The organism is Parahaliea mediterranea (genome assembly GCF_003402235.1).
Classification (GTDB): Bacteria; Pseudomonadota; Gammaproteobacteria; order Pseudomonadales; family Halieaceae; genus Parahaliea; species Parahaliea mediterranea.
Window position 1 is genome coordinate 87135 of record NZ_QEWO01000004.1, and the last position, 17246, is coordinate 104380.

A 17246-nucleotide genomic window follows, 5' to 3' on the forward strand; every position below is an offset into this window, starting at 1 on the left:
CGGGTCAGTCTCAAGCGTCTTGATGTTGCGCGGCAATTGCCCGTTGTTCACTCCGGCTCATTTACACGGCCGCACGACAGGTACATAACCTTGAATTTTCACGAGTTGCAGGTCAACCGGCCTATGATCGCCACGCCCCTCTGGCGTGAGGACTGCGCTGCCGGCGCCGCGCCAGCTTGCGGTGTAGCGATGCCCACCTTCAATAAAACTGAGGTGGCGCCCATCAATCGCCTGAACGACCGCGCCCTTCACGGGGATGCGATAGGAATCACAGTGTCGCTCTACAAAGATAGTGTCTTGGCGTTGACTGTTCCGGGAATCAACCACCCGCCACATACCGAGCCAAATATCAGCCTCTGCCTCTGCCTCTGCTGTTGCCTGGGGCCGCGCGGGCAACTGCGAGACGCTACCGACTGGCAAGCAGGCCGAATCACTGAATAGCTGAAACAGCGTGGCCCCCGCCGTCACTGCCAGGCCCAAGGCCAGCCAATGCAGCCGGCCGGATTCAAGCACGCCCGCCAGGAGTTGGTCGCCAGCGAGCAGCAGGTGCATCCAAGGTGCCGCCATCAGGCCTGCCAAACCGCCGATGGGAAACAGATACATCAGCTTTCGGCGCTCCTGCGGCGGTATTATGATGCCGGCCTGCTGTAGGCGTTCAGCAATTTGATCGTGAATCTCGGCGGGCTTGACGCCCAGGCGACTAAGCTCCTTTTGCAAGACCAGAAGCTCATTGACCAACGGGCAAAAGTCCGCCGCCTGATATTGAAGAAGTAAGTCGGTGGGGGGAGTGTTGTCGGCAAGTATCGGGATCAACGGTCGATCCGGGTACCTGACGTGAAAGTATTCGATTTCGCGACGTACCCAGTCTGAGCGCGATGCACTGTGCGTCCAGTAAACCAACAGATGATCCGCGACATCAAGGCCTCGCCGGAGCCCGGCCCGCCATTGAACGCCAGGCTTCAGCGATCGATGATCGATAAATACTTGATTGCCAAGCGCCTCCAGCAGCAGGCCAAGACCGGTGACAGCCCGGCGATCAGCACTGCTGTAGGAACAGAATACAGTAGGGCGGTGCCCGGAATCGTTCATGCTCCAGCGCGTCCCTCATAACTTGCTCGACAGACAGAATGAGGATAGCACTCCCGGGGGCACCTGGGCCCCCGGGATAGAGCGTGGATCAACCAGCCCGAAAAGACACTCCGTCGCCAGCGAAGTCCACCACAAGCGTCTGGCCAGGGCTGAACTCCCCTGCCAGCAGGCGCTGTGCCAGCGGGTTCTCCAGTTCCTGCTGAATGGCGCGCTTGAGGGGCCGTGCACCATACACCGGGTCAAAGCCCGCCTCGCAGAGGTGGTCCATAAACGCCGGCGATATATCCAGGCCCAGCTCCCGCTCTTTCAGTCGCTTGCGCAGACCTTCGAGCTGGATTTCGGCAATGCCGCGAATCTGGCTCTGGGCCAGGGGGTGGAACACCACCGTCTCATCGATACGGTTGATGAACTCCGGCCGAAAGTGCTGGCCGACCACACCCATCACCGCCGCTTTCATGCGGTCGTAGTTGTCCTCCCCGGCCAGCTCCTGGATCAGGTCGGAGCCGAGGTTGGAGGTCATCACCACCACGGTGTTGCGAAAATCCACCGTGCGGCCCTGGCCATCGGTCAGGCGGCCGTCTTCGAGCACCTGCAGCAGGATGTTGAACACGTCCGGGTGAGCTTTTTCCACCTCGTCCAGCAGCAACAACGAGTACGGCCGGCGACGCACTGCCTCGGTGAGGTAGCCGCCCTCTTCGTAGCCGACATAGCCGGGGGGCGCGCCGATCAGACGGGCCACGGAGTGCTTCTCCATGAACTCGCTCATGTCCACCCGCACCATGGCCTGCTCGGAATCGAACAGGAACTCCGCCAGCGCCTTGCACAACTCGGTTTTACCCACGCCGGTGGGGCCAAGGAACAGGAAGGAGCCGTTGGGCCGGTTCGGGTCGGACAGGCCGGCGCGGGAGCGGCGAACGGCGTTGGACACCGCCACCACCGCCTCGTCCTGGCCCACCACCCGGTGATGCAGGGCATCTTCCATGCGCAGCAGTTTCTCGCGATCGCCCTCCAGCATCTTGGCCACCGGAATGCCGGTCCAGCGGGAGACAACTTCCGCCACCTCTTCGTCGGTAACCTTGTTGCGCAGCAGGGTGCGCTCGGTGCTCTCGGCTTCCTGGGCGGCCGCCAGTTGCTTTTCCAGTTCGGGAATGCGCCCGTACTGCAACTCCGACATGCGGGTCAGGTCACCGGCGCGGCGCGCGGTTTCCATATCCAGCTTCACCTGCTCCAGTTCGCTCTTGATGTGCGCCGCGCCCTGCAGGGAGGCTTTCTCCGCCTTCCAGATTTCCTCCAGGTCAGAGTATTCGCGCTCGACTTTCTCGATTTCCTCGTTGAGCTGGTCCAGCTGCTTTTTGGAAGCCGGGTCCTTGTCCTTCTTCACCGCCTCGCGCTCGATCTTGAGCTGGATCAGGCGGCGTTCCAGGCGATCCATGGATTCCGGCTTGGAGTCGATTTCCATACGAATGCGACTGGCCGCCTCGTCCACCAGGTCGATGGCCTTGTCCGGCAGCTGGCGGTCGGTGATGTAGCGCTGGGACAGCTTGGCCGCCGCGATGATGGCGCTGTCGGTGATGTCCACTCCGTGGTGCACTTCGTAGCGCTCCTTGAGCCCGCGCAGAATGGCAATGGTGTCCTCTTCATTGGGCTCTTCCACCAAGACCTTCTGGAAGCGGCGCTCCAGGGCGGCGTCTTTCTCGATGTACTGGCGGTATTCGTCCAGGGTGGTGGCACCCACGCAGTGCAGCTCGCCGCGGGCCAGGGCCGGCTTCAACATGTTGCCTGCGTCCATGGAGCCCTCGGCCTTGCCGGCGCCCACCATGGTGTGCAGCTCGTCAATGAACAGGATGATACGGCCTTCCTGCTTGGACAGCTCGTTCAGCACTGCTTTCAGGCGCTCTTCAAAGTCCCCGCGGAACTTGGCGCCGGCCAGCAGCGCGCCCAAGTCCAGCGACAGGATGCGCTTGTCCTTCAGCCCCTCCGGCACCTCGCCGTTCACCACCCGCTGGGCCAGCCCTTCGATAATCGCTGTTTTGCCCACGCCGGGCTCGCCGATCAGCACGGGGTTGTTCTTGGTGCGACGCTGCAGCACCTGGATGGTGCGGCGAATCTCGTCATCGCGGCCAATCACCGGGTCCAGCTTGCCCTGTTCGGCACGCTCGGTGAGGTCGATGGTGTACTTGTCCAGTGCCTGGCGGGACTCTTCTGCCTCCGGGCTGTTCACGACCTCGCCCCCGCGCACTTCGTCGATGGCGGCTTTGAGTTTGGCCCCGGTCACCCCGGATGCCGTCAGTGCCTCGGCGGCGCTGTTCTTGCTGTCCAGCAGGGCCAGCAGCACCAGTTCGCTGGAAATATAGGCATCGCCATTCTTCTGGGCCTGCTTGTCGGCGAGGTTGAGCACGCGCCCGAGGTCATTGGAAACATGCATATCGCCGCCGCTGCCGCTCACCGTGGGCAGGGCATCCAGTGCCGCGCTGACCCGGTTGGCCAACCCGGGCAGATCCGCGCCCACCTTTTGCAGCAACGGGCGGGTTGAGCCACCCTGCTGCTGAAGAAGGGCCGCCAGCAGGTGGATGGGTTCGATGAAGTTGTGGTCTTTGCCAAGCGCCAACGACTGGGCGTCAGCCAGGGCACTCTGGAGCTGGTTGGTCAGTTTGTCCATTCTCATAGCAGGATTCTCCTTGAACGCCCGCTATCGGGTGCGGGACGTTGCAATATCACTGCGGGAGTTATGGGGGTGAATAACCTTAATTCAAGCAAGGGTATTCGGCAAAAAATAGAGGACCGGCGCAAGCACCTTGTTAAAACGCACTAAATCTGAAGTCGTACGCAAGCCTGAAATTGTCGTAGCCTATTTGATACTGCGCTTTTTTATCCGTCACAACTTTCCATGGGAAGCGGAGCTTGCTGGTTCCGCTTTTTAGCTGCCGAGTCAGGGCTCCTGGAGCAGACCATAGATTAGGCTTTCGTGAAAACAGCAAAGGCTTGCCTCAACCCAGGAAGCTGTTACAAGCCTGTTGTGCCTGCTGCTTGTTGACGGTTTCTGCCGTAGCCCCTGCTTGCGCTGACCGTGACCAGCCCCAGAATTTCTGGCATTGAGGTAACGGTGCCCCTGTCGCACCAAAAGGCTTGATAACCAAAAGCGTAAAAACCTAATCAAAAATCGCCTAGAGTACGGACTTAAGCTCGGTCACTAACCCCTCCAACTGCCCTGCCACCTGTTCCAGCCTGGGTAGCAACGCGGTACTGCCACCGGCATTTGTTCCGGTTTCGTTGTCCTCTGGCTTCACCAGGCCATTCAGGAACTGTTCCACTGACTGGTTTGCATACTGCTCTACCTGGTCGTAGGCGCTGCGCAGAAAGATCGTGCGCTGGCCGTATTCGAGCCCGCCATAGAACATGTCCCTGCAAATGTCGATATCCAGGTCGGGGCGCAGCTCGCCCCGCTTCATGGCCTCGCGAATCGTCATGTGGAAATAGCGGGTGTAAGTCCGGTTCAACCGGTTCATCTGCGATTCTTTGTGCAGGTACTCATGGTGGATATCCACGCCGTGATGGATATGGATCATCGTCACCAGTAGCGCATTGTCACTGGTTATAAACTGCAAATGCACCTGCGCAAGCACTTGCAACCGCTCTCTGGTGTCCATGAGGTCGACGATCCGGTCCGCTACCTGCTGTGTCAGATCCCCGTACAACTTCGAGATAACGGCCATCAGCATTTCCTGCTTCGAGGCAAAGTGATTGAACACGGTGCCCTCCGCAACTCCCGACGCATCCGCGATTTTTTTCATTGAGGTCGCGTAATAGCCCTGGGCACCGAATAGATCTGTCGCCGCCGCAAGAATGGCAGAGCGGTTGCCCTTCTTCTGCCTTGTTTTGCCTTTATCTTTATCAATCAAAGGGTTACCCCACATCCGTCGATCCGTTTCCACCAGGGCAACAGCCCCAATATCCGCCATGGCGCCGCGGCGACCTCGCAGGCTTGAAAGTGAGTGTAGCATCAACTATATTGTGGTCGCCATTCAATATAAATATAGTTACGCATCAATTAGATCGTCAGTTCTAAGAGTTCTTCACCGCAAGCGGTCGGTGTCACAAACCAGGAGAGCATGTCATGACCAACACCAAGCCTCTGCCGCGGCTGCGCCGGGCCGCCCACCTGTCCCTTGCGCTGCTGGGCACCGCATCCGGGGGCGCACAAGCAGTCGCTGACGATTCCCGGGTCAACACTGAACTGGCGCAGTTCCAGCAACGCTTTTCAGAAGACGCCGCCCCCACCGAGGTCGCTCCGGGGGTTTATGCGGTGTTCGGGCCGGACTACGCGAACTATTCCGTCGTAGAAGGTAGCGACGGCCTGATCGTCATTGATTCCGGCTGGTACCCTGGAACGACCCGCCCGATCTGGCAGGACATCCAGAAAAAACTGAACAAGCCCGTTGCCGCGCTGGTTTATACCCACCCTCACACCGACCACTTCGGCGGCGCCACGGCCATCCTGGAGGGAGCGAAGCAAGACGTCCCCATCTTCGGCCCGGAAGGCTGGAAGGAGCTGATCTCCTACAATACGCAAAACCTGTACTTCATGGTCTATGAGCGGGTTTATGAGCAGATGGGCATCCTGCTCCCCCGCGGGCCAGAAGGCACGGTAGGTTCGGGCGTAGGCCCCTCCCCCCGCCCTGACGGCAACCCGGTGTTTATCCCTCCGACAGTCACCATCGACAAGCCCATGCGCCTGACCATTGCCGGCGTCGATATCGAGTTCATCCCGTCTCCCGGCGATATCGAATCCAACATGCTGGTCTGGCTGCCAGAAAAGGAGGTGCTGTTCACCGGCGATGTCATGGGCGGAATCATGCCCTACATCGCCACGCCCCGCTTTGAACCGGGTCGCAGTCCGGCCAACTACATCAAGACACTGAGCCGGGGCCTGGCCCTGTCGCCAAAGGCTGTGGTCCCGGGGCATGGTCGCCTGTTACAGGGCGAAGAGGACGTGCGTGATGTAATGCAGTCCAACATCGACCTGATTCGCTTCCTGTCTGACCAGGTCAAGCGCTACGCAGCCAAGGGTTACTCGGCCGACCGGATTATCGACACCCTGGTGCTGCCGCCACGCCTGGCCAACCACCCGGACTTGCAGCCCCATTACCACCGTCTCGACTGGATCATCCGCGGGCTCACCCTGAAGACCGCCGGATTTGTCGGTGATGTCAACGACCTCAGCCGCCTGACTGACAGCGAGGAGTCACGTCGCATGATCGCACTGATGGGTGGCCGGGAGCGCGTCCTTGCCGCCATTGGCGAAGCCATCGATGACAGGGACCCCCGCTGGGCCGCCTCCCTGGCCACCAGACTGCTGGAGCTGGACAACAACGACCGGCAGGCCCGCGACCTGCGCCTGAAGGCATTTGCCGATGTTGCCGCGACGACACGCAGCGCACCCGAGCGCAACTACCTGCTGACCACGATCAAGGAAGAGACAAGCGGCATTGACTGGGCCGAGGTGCTAGGCCCACGGGCTGCCCTGATCGCCGACAAACGCACATCGGGCGACCTGCTTGAAGACATGCGCTACCGCTACCGGGCAGAGGACGCGGGGGAGCAGGCCCTCGAGGTTGCAGTGCAAGTAACCGGCGAACCCGGCTTCTACCGTGTATCGGCGTCCAATGCCGCCCTGGTAACGAGCTACACCGCAGAGCAACCGCAACTGCCACTCATCACCCTGGACCGTGACACATTGATCCGGCTGTGGGCGCGGGAGCTGAGCTGGAACGAAGCCTATGACACGAAACGGGTCACGGTCAGCGACGCGCCTGCCGCGCAGCTCTTCGACCTGATTGACGACTAACAGCGCCGCGACGAGTGAATGCCATGAACAGTATCTCTACATTGAACCAACGTCCCGATTTTCTCGGGGAAACGCACGAAGTGACCAACCAGCCTGCAGCGCTGGAGGACTACAATGCGTACACCGGAGACCCCGTTCTGCAGCACTGGGTCAATACCTTTGGCGGCGAATGGGGAGAGGCGCAGCTGGGTGCCTATGGTGCTGGTGTCGGCGGGCCCCTCCTGGCTGCCGGCTTCGCAGCCAATCACTACAAGCCGGAATTCAACTCCCACGACCGCTTCGGTCACCGGGTGGACAACATCGAGTTTCACCCCGGCTACCACCAGTTGATGCACTTTGCCAAAGAGTCCGGTCACCACAGCTTGCCGTGGCGCCAGCCCGGCGACGGTGCCAATGTGATCAGGGCCGCGATGCTCTTCATGCACACCTACGCAGACCCAGGCAGCAACTGCCCTTTGTCCATGACCTTTGCGTCTGTGCCGGCACTGCGCCATGAACCGGGGCTGCAGGCGCAGTGGATCGACAAGATACTCACTAACGAATACGACCCGCGCAATGTGCCCTTCTTTGAAAAGAACGCACTGACTGTCGGCATGGCCATGACCGAAAAGCAGGGCGGCTCGGATGTTCGTGCCAATACTACCGTCGCGCACCCACTCGGCGAAGACAACGGCATTCCCGCCTATGAACTGGTCGGCCACAAGTGGTTCTGCTCAGCGCCGATGTGCGACGGCTTCCTCGTCCTCGCCCAGACTGACAAGGGCATGGGCTGCTTCCTGGTACCCCGCTGGCGGCCGGATGGGAGCAAGAACCCAATCCAGGTCCAGCGCCTGAAGGACAAGGCCGGCAACGTATCCAACGCCTCGTCGGAAGTGGAATTGCGCGGTGCTTTCGGCTGGCGGGTAGGCGCCGAAGGCAAGGGCATGCAAACAATCCTGCAAATGGTCTCCGCCACCCGGTTCGACTGCATGGTCAGTTCCGCCGCGCTGATGAACCAGGCTGCGCGCGAAGCGCTGTTCCACACCAGCGGCAGGGATGCCTTTGGCAAAAGGCTGCACAAGCAACCGATGATGCAGAACGTTCTGGCCGACCTTGCGCTGGAAGCGGAGGCAGCACTGGCGCTTGCCATGCGCGTCGGCCATGCCATGGACAGGGCTCCGCAGGATGCGCACGAAGCCAGCTTCCTGCGCATAGCGACAGCGATCGGCAAATACTGGATCTGCAAGCGCGCCCCGCAGCACACCTACGAAGCGATGGAGAGCATCGGGGCAGTGGGTGTTATCGAGGACAATGTTGCCGCCCGCCTGTACCGCGAAGCACCCATCAACGCTATCTGGGAAGGGTCCGGCAACATTCAGTGCCTGGACGTACTACGCGTCCTGCAAAGGGAACCTGAAGCGTATCGCGCGCTGCAGCGGGAGTTTGCGAAAGTGCGCGGCCGCAGCGCCGAACTGGACAGGCTGGTCGATGACATCGCGGCACAAGTTGAGAGCGCCCGGCACCGCGAGTACAACGCACGGTCGCTGGTGGAGCATTTTGCCCTGGCCCTCCAGGCCAGCATCCTGCTGGACAAGGGAGACAGTGAAGTCGCCTCTTCCTTTATCCAGTCCCGGATTGCAGGGGTCGGCGGGCATATGTACGGGACCCTCCCCGACACGGTGAACTGCAACTATCTGGTGGATCGAGCATTACCCCGGGTCCACAGAGTGTAAAGAGGAGGCGGGCTACCTCACCTCCAAATTAACAGCCGCAAGAACGTTGAAAAATGACGACAAAGCATAATTATTTTCAGGAGATTGATATGTCTTACCCGGACAACGGACGTACCCACCTGTCAGCTACAGGTGTCCCCCTTCGCCGCTACCTCGTTGTGGCCGTGGCCGCCTGCCTTTCCCCGGTCGCCAATGCACAGCTCGAAGAGGTTGTCGTAACGGCACAGAAACGGGCGGAAAGCCTGCAGGATGTACCAGTCACTTTGCAGGCGTTTTCCAACGATGCACTAGAGGATTTCGGTATTGGTGACACGCAGTCGCTGCAATATGTCACTCCGGGCCTTGTTATCAACAATACCGGCTCGACACCTGCCATCTACTTGCGCGGGGTCGGCACCCGACTGTCATTCCCGGGGCTAGAGCCAAGTGTCGCCACTTATGTAGACGACCGCTATCTGGGGCGTCCGAACGGCACAGTCTTTGAATTCGCGGACATTGAACGCATCGAGGTTCTGAAAGGGCCCCAGGGCACCCTCTATGGCCGCAATGCAACCGGCGGTGCGGTTCGCGTGGTGACACTTGATGTCACCGAGGAACTTGAAGGGAAGATTGTGGGGTCGGCAGGAAACTACGACGCACTCGGCGTATCCGGCACCGTGAATATCCCCGTCACTGACACCCTTGGCGTTCGCTTATCCGGACTGACCCGCCAGCGTGACGGGTTTGCTGACAACCTCGACCCCCGTGGCGCCAGCGAATTGGACGATCAGGACTACCAAGCATGGCGTGCGAAAGTCCGTTGGGATATCTCCGAAACGTGGACAGCGCGTTTTACGTTGGAAGGCAATCAACGAGACGACCTCGAAGGTGCGGATGTGGTGGCCCTATCCCCCCCCGAACTTCACCTAGGCCTGAGCATGGGCGGAATCACGGGCAATGATGTTGACGAAGTCGCCACCGCGACCCGGCGGACCATCGATTACAAGGACACCGCCGCCACCCTGCGCCTGGATGCCGCCTTCGATACGGTAGATTTCGCGGCCATCACCACCTACTGGGACTATGACCAGACCGGCTCGCTCGACGCAGACGGCACCAGTACACGTCTGGTAGACGTAGTCAACACCCCGGTCGAGGGTGACAGCTTTTCCCAGGAGTTCCAGCTTCTATCCAACGCGGCAGAGAACTACGAGTGGATTGTTGGTGCCTTCTATTACGAGGAAACAGTCGATCACTACGATCTGATCCTGGGCCTGCAGGACAATCCGAGGGTCGGCACCAGCGTGTCACAGGGCAACCAGGGCGCAGACACCCAGGCCTACGCCCTGTATGGACAGTTCAGCTACGACTTTTCACCAAACTGGTCCCTTACCCTGGGTGGACGATACAGCGTAGAAGACAAAGACATAAGCGTCATGGCTCCGATTGAGGTGCCAGTCAGTCTGGCACCACATCCCTACGAGGACAGCGACTCCTGGAATGAATTCACCCCCAAGGCCACACTGGAGTACAACTTTGACGCGGGGCTGGTCTACGCCAGTTACGCCCGGGGCTTCAAAAGCGGCGGCTTCAACTACGTGGCCAGCACCAGCAACCCGCTGACCGGCGAACCCCTCGCCCCCCTGGACCCGGAAATCCTCGACATGTTCGAGTTAGGCTGGAAAGCGGAGTTGTTCGACCGCTCCCTGCGGCTTAACGGTGCACTGTTCTACTACGACTACCAGGATTTGCAGGTGACGCGTGCGGTCGCCGACCCCGATACGGGTTCGGTCGTTAATCTGACCGAAAACGCCGCGAACGCCGAGCTCTACGGCCTTGACCTCGACCTCACCTGGCTACCGACGGACGCCCTGATGATCACCATGGGGCTGAACTTGTTGCAATCGGAATACCAGGACTTTGTTGCCGCGGCCAATGTCTATCGTGACAGCTTCACGCCGGGCGCCGCCGGCATGCAGGCCATTGCCTTTGACGCCGATGGCCAAGACCTGCTGCGGGCGCCGGACTGGTCGGCCTTTGTATCGGCAAGCTATGACATCAGCCTGGCCGGCCAGACCTTCCCGCTGGTAGTGACCTACTCCTACAAAGACGACTACAACTTCGACTTTGTCGCCGATCCGAGTACCGAGCGCCTGGTCCAGGAAGGGTATGGCCTGTTGAGCGCCCGCCTGGGGTGGCTCAGCCCAAACCAGAACTGGGAACTGGCCGTGTGGGGCAAGAACCTCACCGATGAAGACGACTACTTTGACGATATCGTCGCCAGCGCCCCGGGGATTCGCGGGTCGCATGGCGCACCGCGGACCTACGGCATCGATATCTCATACTCGTTCTGATACTGCCAGCGCACTATCACCTTGTCCGGGGCAGGCCTCGCGACAGGTGCTGGGCCAGCAAGCCGGGAGACACTTATGAATCTGGTCGAGACCATTGAAGCCTCAGCCGCAAAATATCCACGCAAGCCCATGCTGGTTGGCGAACACCGCCAGTGGACCTACGAGGAAGCCCTGGCGGCAAGTTGGGGGGCTGCCGCCTACCTGCGTTCGCTGGGCGTTAACCGCGGCGACACGGTTTGCATTCTATCGCTAAACATTCCGGAGTTCGTGATTACCATGATCGCGATATGGCGCCTAGGTGCGATCGTGGTGCCGGTGAACCACAAGCTGGCACCCGGGGAATGTGCCTATATCTTCGAGCACAGCAGTACAAAACTGGTACTCGCCTCGGAGACCTTGTTGTCGACAGCGCATGCTTCAGGCGCGAACGTTCAGGTCGTGGCGCTGAATGGGCCCGACAGCAACCCGGATGCGCTGTTCGCTCCAAAAACGCCAGCGGGCGAAGACCATATCTGTCAAGTGGATGGAGAGACGCCAGCGGAAATACTCTACACCTCAGGAACGACCGGCAAACCCAAGGGCTGTATACACACCCATCACAGCCTCCGCTCCACCGCAGTGCTGAGCGCGGTTGCGTTCAGTATGGTACCCACGGACCGGACCCTGATCGCCATGCCCATCTGGCATGCAGCTCCGCTGAACAACTTCACGCTGAGTACGCTGTTCGTGGGAGGTACGCTGGTTCTGCTGCCAGAGTACGATCCCACAGTATTCGTCACCACGCTGGAGGAACAGCAGATATCTGTCTTCTTCGGCTCCCCGGTGTCATACACGCTGCCGTTGCACCTTCCCGGAGGCATCGTAGACTACAGCTTTGCATCGATACGCGCCTTTTTCTATGGCGGCGGACCAATCAGCGCGGAATTGAGCAGGGAACTCGCCATCGCCTACCGGTCAGATAACTTCTACCAGGTCTACGGCATGACCGAAACCGGCCCTGGCGGCACGCTGCTTTATCCACAGGAGCAGCAGGAAAAAGCCGGCTCGATCGGCAATGCGGCACAACCGGGAGTGGACCTTAAACTGGTGAAAGAAGATGGCAGTCCCGCCGCTGCTGGTGAGGTCGGTGAAATCTGGATCCGATCCGACGGTATGATGTCAGGCTACCTGAACGCCCCGGATGCCACTGCACAGGCCGTGGACGGCCGTTGGTACAAATCGGGTGATCTCGCCAGGATAGACGACGACGGCTACATGTTCATCGTGGACCGCAAGAAAGACATGATCATCACCGGTGGCGAAAACGTCTATTCCAAGGAGGTGGAAGACGCTCTCTACACCATTGACGGGGTTCAGGACTGCGCGGTAATCGGCGTTCCCCATCCCGAGTGGGGTGAGACCGTGGTCGCCGTAATCGTACCCGAAACCCCGGATTCCCTGGACCACAGCGCGATGCGCGACGCCCTTACAAGCAGACTTGCCGCCTATAAGATTCCACGGCGTATACAGGAGATGAGCGCCCTGCCGCGAACGCCGACGGGAAAAATACAAAAACATGTAATTCGGGGTCTATTGGAAGAGCAGACGTGAGAAAATTTCCAGCGTACACGATATATGTCACGCCCTGAATTTTAGGGTGAGGCCATCGTTGCTTGCGGAAAGATGATCTTTTTGTACAAGAATAAAGATCGGCGGAAACATCTCTCAAGGACTGCGTATTCGTCGCAAAATTTCAGCTAGCGCGGCTTTACATGTGAATTTGGATCCAGCCAATTCCCACGGATCCGGCAACAAAAAAACCAGGTCAGGCGAAACAAACCACCGACGCCATCCTGCCTGTCTTCCCATCCCTACGATAGGAATAGAATCGCGCTTCATCGCTGAAGGTACACAACCCGCCCCCGCTGATGGCGCTCACACCGACAGATTCAAGGCGCAATCGTGCCAACTGGTAGATATCCGCCAGAAAGTGCCCCTCCCGGGATGAGGGTGTAAAGCAACTGGCTGTCTCCTCACGCTGCGATAGAGCCGCACTGTTGTAAAAAGCCTCGCGCACTTCTGCACCCACCTCAAAGGCCGCCGGCCCGATGGCCGGCCCAAACCAGGCCAGCAGGTCGCCCGGAGCGCAGGGCATGGCGGCCACGGTCGCCTCGAGCACGCCGGCCTGCAGGCCGCGCCAGCCGGCGTGGGCGGCGGCAACGCAGGTGGCGCCGCGATCGCAGAAGAGTACCGGCAGGCAGTCGGCGGTGAGCACGGCGCAGGCGATGTCCGGGTCGGTGCTGATGGCGGCGTCGGCCTCGGGCAGGCCGTGATCCCGGGCGGCCACGACGGTGGTGCCGTGAACCTGGTTCAACCACTGCACCTGTGTGCCGGCGCCCAGGTGGCGCTGCAAAACCGCCCGGTTGGCGGCCACATCGGCAGCGCTGTCACCAACGTGATGGCCGAGGTTCAGGCTGTCGAAGGGCGCGCGGGATTGCCCGCCGATACGGGTGGTAGTGAAGGCGATAAGCCCTGCCGGCGCCGGCCAGTCGGCAGGGATGATCACCTCAGCTATCCCGCCCGGGGTTGGCCGGGTCATCTTCGGCCAGCACGGTGAGCAGGTCCTGGATGTCACTGGGCAGGGGGCATTCGAAGTGCATGGGCTCGCCGCTCTCGGGGTGCTCCAGGCCCAGGGCCTCGGCATGCAGGGCCTGGCGCCGGAAGTTGCGCAGGGTATCGATCAAGCGCTGGGAGGCGCCCTTGGGAATGCGCGGGCGGCCGCCGTACACCGGGTCGCCGATCAGGGGGTACTTGCGGTGGGCCATGTGCACGCGAATCTGGTGGGTGCGGCCGGTTTCCAGGTTGACGGCAATGCGGGTGTGGTGGCCAAAGCGTTTGGCGATGCGGTAGTGGGTGACGGCGGGTTTGCCACCAAAGGACAGCACGGCCATTTTTTTGCGCGAACGCGGGTGGCGCCCCATGGGCGCATCGATGGTGCCGCCGCCGGTCATGGCGCCAATGCACACGGCGCAGTACTGGCGCTTGACGGTGCGAGCCTGCAGTTGATCCACCAGATCATGGTGCGCCTGCAGGGTTTTGGCGGCCACCATCAGGCCGGAGGTTTCCATGTCCAGACGGTGGACAATGCCCCCGCGCGGCAACTGGGCCATGGCCGGTGCGTGGTTCAGCAGGGCGTTGACCAGGGTGCCGTCGGCGTGGCCGGCGGCGGGGTGTACCACCAGCCCCGCGGGCTTGTTCAGCACCAGTATGCTGTCGTCTTCATAAACGATGTCCAGGTCGATGGGCTGGGGCTCCCAGCTCACTTCGTCCTGCAACTCGGCGCTGAGGCTGAGTTGGCCGCCTTCGCGCACTTTGTCCCGGGGCCGGCAGGCGCTGCCATCCAGCAGCAACTCGCCACGCTTTATCCAGCTCTGCAGGCGGGACCGGGAGAAATCGGGAAAAAGCTGTGCCGCGGCGGCATCGAGCCGCTCGCCGTCCAGTTCGGCCGGTATGGTGGCCTGTTCGCGGATGGTGTCCGCCATCTGTCTACCTGCTGTTGTACGGGCCGCCGGGCGGCCGGAATGGGGACAACGGGTGCCCTGTTTAAGCCCTTGCGCCTCTGTGGTTAAATACGCCACCACAGTCCCGTCAAGTCTAACACGCGAGCGGTTGCCAACTTGTTGAAATCACTGAAAATCATTGCCCCCATCCTGCTGGCGGGGGCGCTTGCCGCCTGCTCCGGCAACGACGGCCCCGATATCGCCGCCGACGCCGGCGAGCAACAGATGTACGAGGAGGCCCAGCGCTACCTCAACAACAGCAACTACGACCTGGCGGTGCGCAGCCTGCAGTTGCTGGAGTCCCGCTACCCCTTTGGCAAATACGCCGAGCAGTCGCAGCTGGAAATCATCTACGCCCACTACGGCGCCTACGAGCACGAGGCGGCGGTGGAAGCCGCAGACCGCTTTATCCGCCTGCACCCCCAGCACCCCAACGTGGATTACGCCTACTACATGAAGGGCCTGGCGGCCTACACTGGCGGCCAGGACATCTTCGCGCGCTTTTTGCCCACCGACGACACCAAGCGTGATACCAGCCAGGCCAAGGAGGCCTTCGCCGAGTTCGCCCAACTGGTGTCCCGCTTCCCCGCCAGCCCCTACGCCGCCGACGCCCGGGCCCGCATGGTCTACCTGCGCAACCTGCTGGCGCGCAACGAGATCAACGTGGCCAACTACTACTTCCGCCGCGGCGCCTACCTGGCGGCGGCCAACCGCGGCCGCTATGTGGTAGAGCACTTCCAGCACACCCCCGCCGTTGCCGACGGCCTGGCGGTGATGGCCCAGGGCTACATTCTGCTGGGGATGACCGACCTGGCCCAGGATGCCCTGGACGTGCTGGTGCTGAACTACCCGGACCACCCCTCGCTGGACAAGAACGGCGAGTTCAAAAGCTCCTTTACTCTGGAAGGTGTGCAGCGCTCCTGGGTCAACAAGGCCACCTTCGGCCTGTTTGACCCGCCCGAGCCGCCGCAATTCGACAGCCGGGAGCAGTACGAGGGCTAGGCGGGCATCCGCCAGCCCGGTTAATCCCCCAACGTCCAGCCCGAGGTGATCGGGTAGCGGCGGTCGCGGCCGAAACCGCGCTGGGTGATGCGCACCCCGATGGGCGCCTGCCGGCGCTTGTATTCGTTGAGGTCCACCAGCCGCAGCACACGGTGCACGTCGTCGGCGTCCATGCCGGCGGCAATGATGGCCGAGGCGCTGCAGTCCTGCTCCACGTACATGGCCAGAATGCGATCCAGCACGTCGTACTCGGGCAGGCTGTCCTGGTCCTTCTGGTCGGGGCGCAGCTCCGCTGACGGCGGCCGTTCAATCACCCGCTCGGGAATGCACGGGCCCAGGCTGTTGCGATAGCGGCACAGCTCGTAAACCAGGGTTTTGGGCACATCCTTGAGCACGTCAAAGCCGCCGGCCATGTCGCCGTACAGGGTGGAATAACCCACCGCCAGTTCGCTCTTGTTGCCGGTGGTGAGCACCAGCAGGCCCTTCTTGTTGGAGATGGACATCAGCACCACGCCACGGCAGCGAGCCTGCAGGTTTTCCTCGGTGGTGTCCGGCGCCAGGCCGGCGAACTCCCCGGCCAGTGAGGCCATGAAGGCTTCGTACATGGGCTCAATGGAAATGACCTTGTGCTTCACTCCCAGGGTGCGGGACTGCTCGGCGGCATCCTCCACACTCATCTGCGAGGTGTAGCGGAATGGCATCATCACCGCTTCCACCCGCTCGGGGCCGAGGGCGTCCACCGCCACCGCCAGGGTCAGGGCCGAATCCACACCGCCGGACAGGCCGAGCACCACACCGCGGAAGCGGTTTTTGTTCACGTAGTCACGCACCCCCAGCACTAGGGCATGCCAGGTGGCCGCCAGCTCGTCCAGCGGCGGCGCCACGTCCAGGCCACTGAAGGCCACGTCGCCATCGGCGCAGCTGGCCTGCAGCCAGTATTCACCCTCATCGAAGTTGGGCGCGGCGGCGCACACCTCGCCGCTGGCCGACACAGCGAAGGAGCCGCCGTCAAACACCAGTTCATCCTGCCCGCCCACCTGATTCACATACACAATGGGCAGGCTCGCCGCCCGAGCGCGCTCGCCAACCAGGCGCCAGCGCTCGTCGCGCTTGCCGCGATGGTAGGGGGATGAGTTGATATTGATCATCAGCTGCGCGCCGGCATCGGCCACCTGGCGGGTGGGGCCGGGCTCCCAGATATCTTCACAGATGGTGAGGCCCACCCGAACGCCCTGGATGTCCACTACGCAGGGGGCGTCGCCGGTCTGGAAGTAGCGCTTTTCGTCGAACACCTGGTAGTTAGGCAGACACTGCTTGCGGTACTCGGCCACCACGCGACCGCGGTGCAACACCCCCGCCACGTTGTACAGGGCGCCGGCAATACGCTGGGGGTAACCCAGCACAATCCAGCCATCGCCTGACATGGCGTTGCAGATTTGCTCCAGCGCCTTGGCCACGCGGATTTCAATGCTCGGGCGCAGCAGCAGATCCTCCGGCGGATAGCCACTCAGGGTCAACTCCGGGAACACCACCACGGGCGCGGCACAGTTGGCCTCTGCCCGCTTGAGGGTGTCGATTACCTTTTCGGTATTGACCTCAAAGCCCCCTACCAGGGTGTTCATCTGGGCCATCAGGATATTCAGGGTTGTCATGCTGCCTCTGCCGGTACCGCGCCAGGGGCGTATTCTCCGGGAAAGCGCTGGCCATCGCCAGCCCCGGCCCGGCG

General features: G+C 61.4%; 11 protein-coding genes. 5 read left to right on the plus strand and 6 right to left on the minus strand.

Annotation, left to right across the window (positions count from 1 at the left end; genetic code table 11):
• Positions 1-57: 57 nt before the first annotated feature.
• The 3 genes from DDZ17_RS12785 to DDZ17_RS12795 form a co-directional block, all read right to left on the minus strand.
• Positions 58-1089, minus strand: a complete 1032-nt coding sequence (locus tag DDZ17_RS12785) for a toll/interleukin-1 receptor domain-containing protein (protein WP_116367354.1) — start codon at positions 1087-1089, stop codon at positions 58-60.
• An 88-nt stretch (positions 1090-1177) separates the two neighbouring features.
• The gene (gene clpB / locus DDZ17_RS12790; protein ID WP_116367355.1) at positions 1178-3754 is read right to left on the minus strand and encodes an ATP-dependent chaperone ClpB; all 2577 of its coding nucleotides are present in this window, start codon (positions 3752-3754) and stop codon (positions 1178-1180) included.
• A gap of 499 nt (positions 3755-4253) precedes the next feature.
• Positions 4254-5048, minus strand: coding sequence for a TetR/AcrR family transcriptional regulator (locus DDZ17_RS12795; RefSeq protein ID WP_170150211.1), 795 nt, complete (start codon positions 5046-5048; stop codon positions 4254-4256).
• 155 nt (positions 5049-5203) lie between these two features.
• On the opposite strand from DDZ17_RS12795, the gene DDZ17_RS12800 reads away from it, so the two are divergent.
• The 4 genes from DDZ17_RS12800 to DDZ17_RS12815 all read left to right on the plus strand — a co-directional run bounded on the left by DDZ17_RS12800 (position 5204) and on the right by DDZ17_RS12815 (position 12569).
• On the plus strand, positions 5204-6934 hold the full coding sequence (locus DDZ17_RS12800; protein ID WP_116367357.1) for an alkyl sulfatase dimerization domain-containing protein: 1731 nt from the start codon (positions 5204-5206) through the stop codon (positions 6932-6934).
• A gap of 23 nt (positions 6935-6957) precedes the next feature.
• Positions 6958-8646, plus strand: a complete 1689-nt coding sequence (locus DDZ17_RS12805; RefSeq protein WP_116367733.1) for an acyl-CoA dehydrogenase family protein — start codon at positions 6958-6960, stop codon at positions 8644-8646.
• Positions 8647-8699: 53 nt separating this feature from the next.
• Positions 8700-10979: a TonB-dependent receptor gene (locus DDZ17_RS12810; RefSeq protein WP_116367358.1), complete on the plus strand. Its 2280-nt coding sequence runs from the start codon at positions 8700-8702 to the stop codon at positions 10977-10979.
• 75 nt (positions 10980-11054) lie between these two features.
• On the plus strand, positions 11055-12569 hold the full coding sequence (locus DDZ17_RS12815; RefSeq protein ID WP_116367359.1) for a class I adenylate-forming enzyme family protein: 1515 nt from the start codon (positions 11055-11057) through the stop codon (positions 12567-12569).
• Positions 12570-12783: 214 nt separating this feature from the next.
• On the opposite strand, the gene pgeF is transcribed toward DDZ17_RS12815, so the two are convergent.
• Positions 12784-13524, minus strand: coding sequence for a peptidoglycan editing factor PgeF (gene pgeF, locus DDZ17_RS12820; protein WP_241505877.1), 741 nt, complete (start codon positions 13522-13524; stop codon positions 12784-12786).
• Between the two features lies 1 nt (position 13525).
• Entirely contained in the window at positions 13526-14500 is a 975-nt protein-coding gene (gene rluD, locus DDZ17_RS12825; protein ID WP_116367361.1) for a 23S rRNA pseudouridine(1911/1915/1917) synthase RluD, read from the minus strand.
• Positions 14501-14638: 138 nt separating this feature from the next.
• Between rluD and DDZ17_RS12830 the strand changes: the two genes are divergently transcribed.
• Entirely contained in the window at positions 14639-15520 is an 882-nt protein-coding gene (locus DDZ17_RS12830; protein ID WP_116367362.1) for an outer membrane protein assembly factor BamD, read from the plus strand.
• A 20-nt stretch (positions 15521-15540) separates the two neighbouring features.
• On the opposite strand, the gene DDZ17_RS12835 is transcribed toward DDZ17_RS12830, so the two are convergent.
• Complete coding sequence (locus DDZ17_RS12835) at positions 15541-17172, minus strand: NAD+ synthase (protein WP_116367363.1); 1632 nt, start codon at positions 17170-17172, stop codon at positions 15541-15543.
• Between the last annotated feature and the right edge of the window lie 74 nt (positions 17173-17246).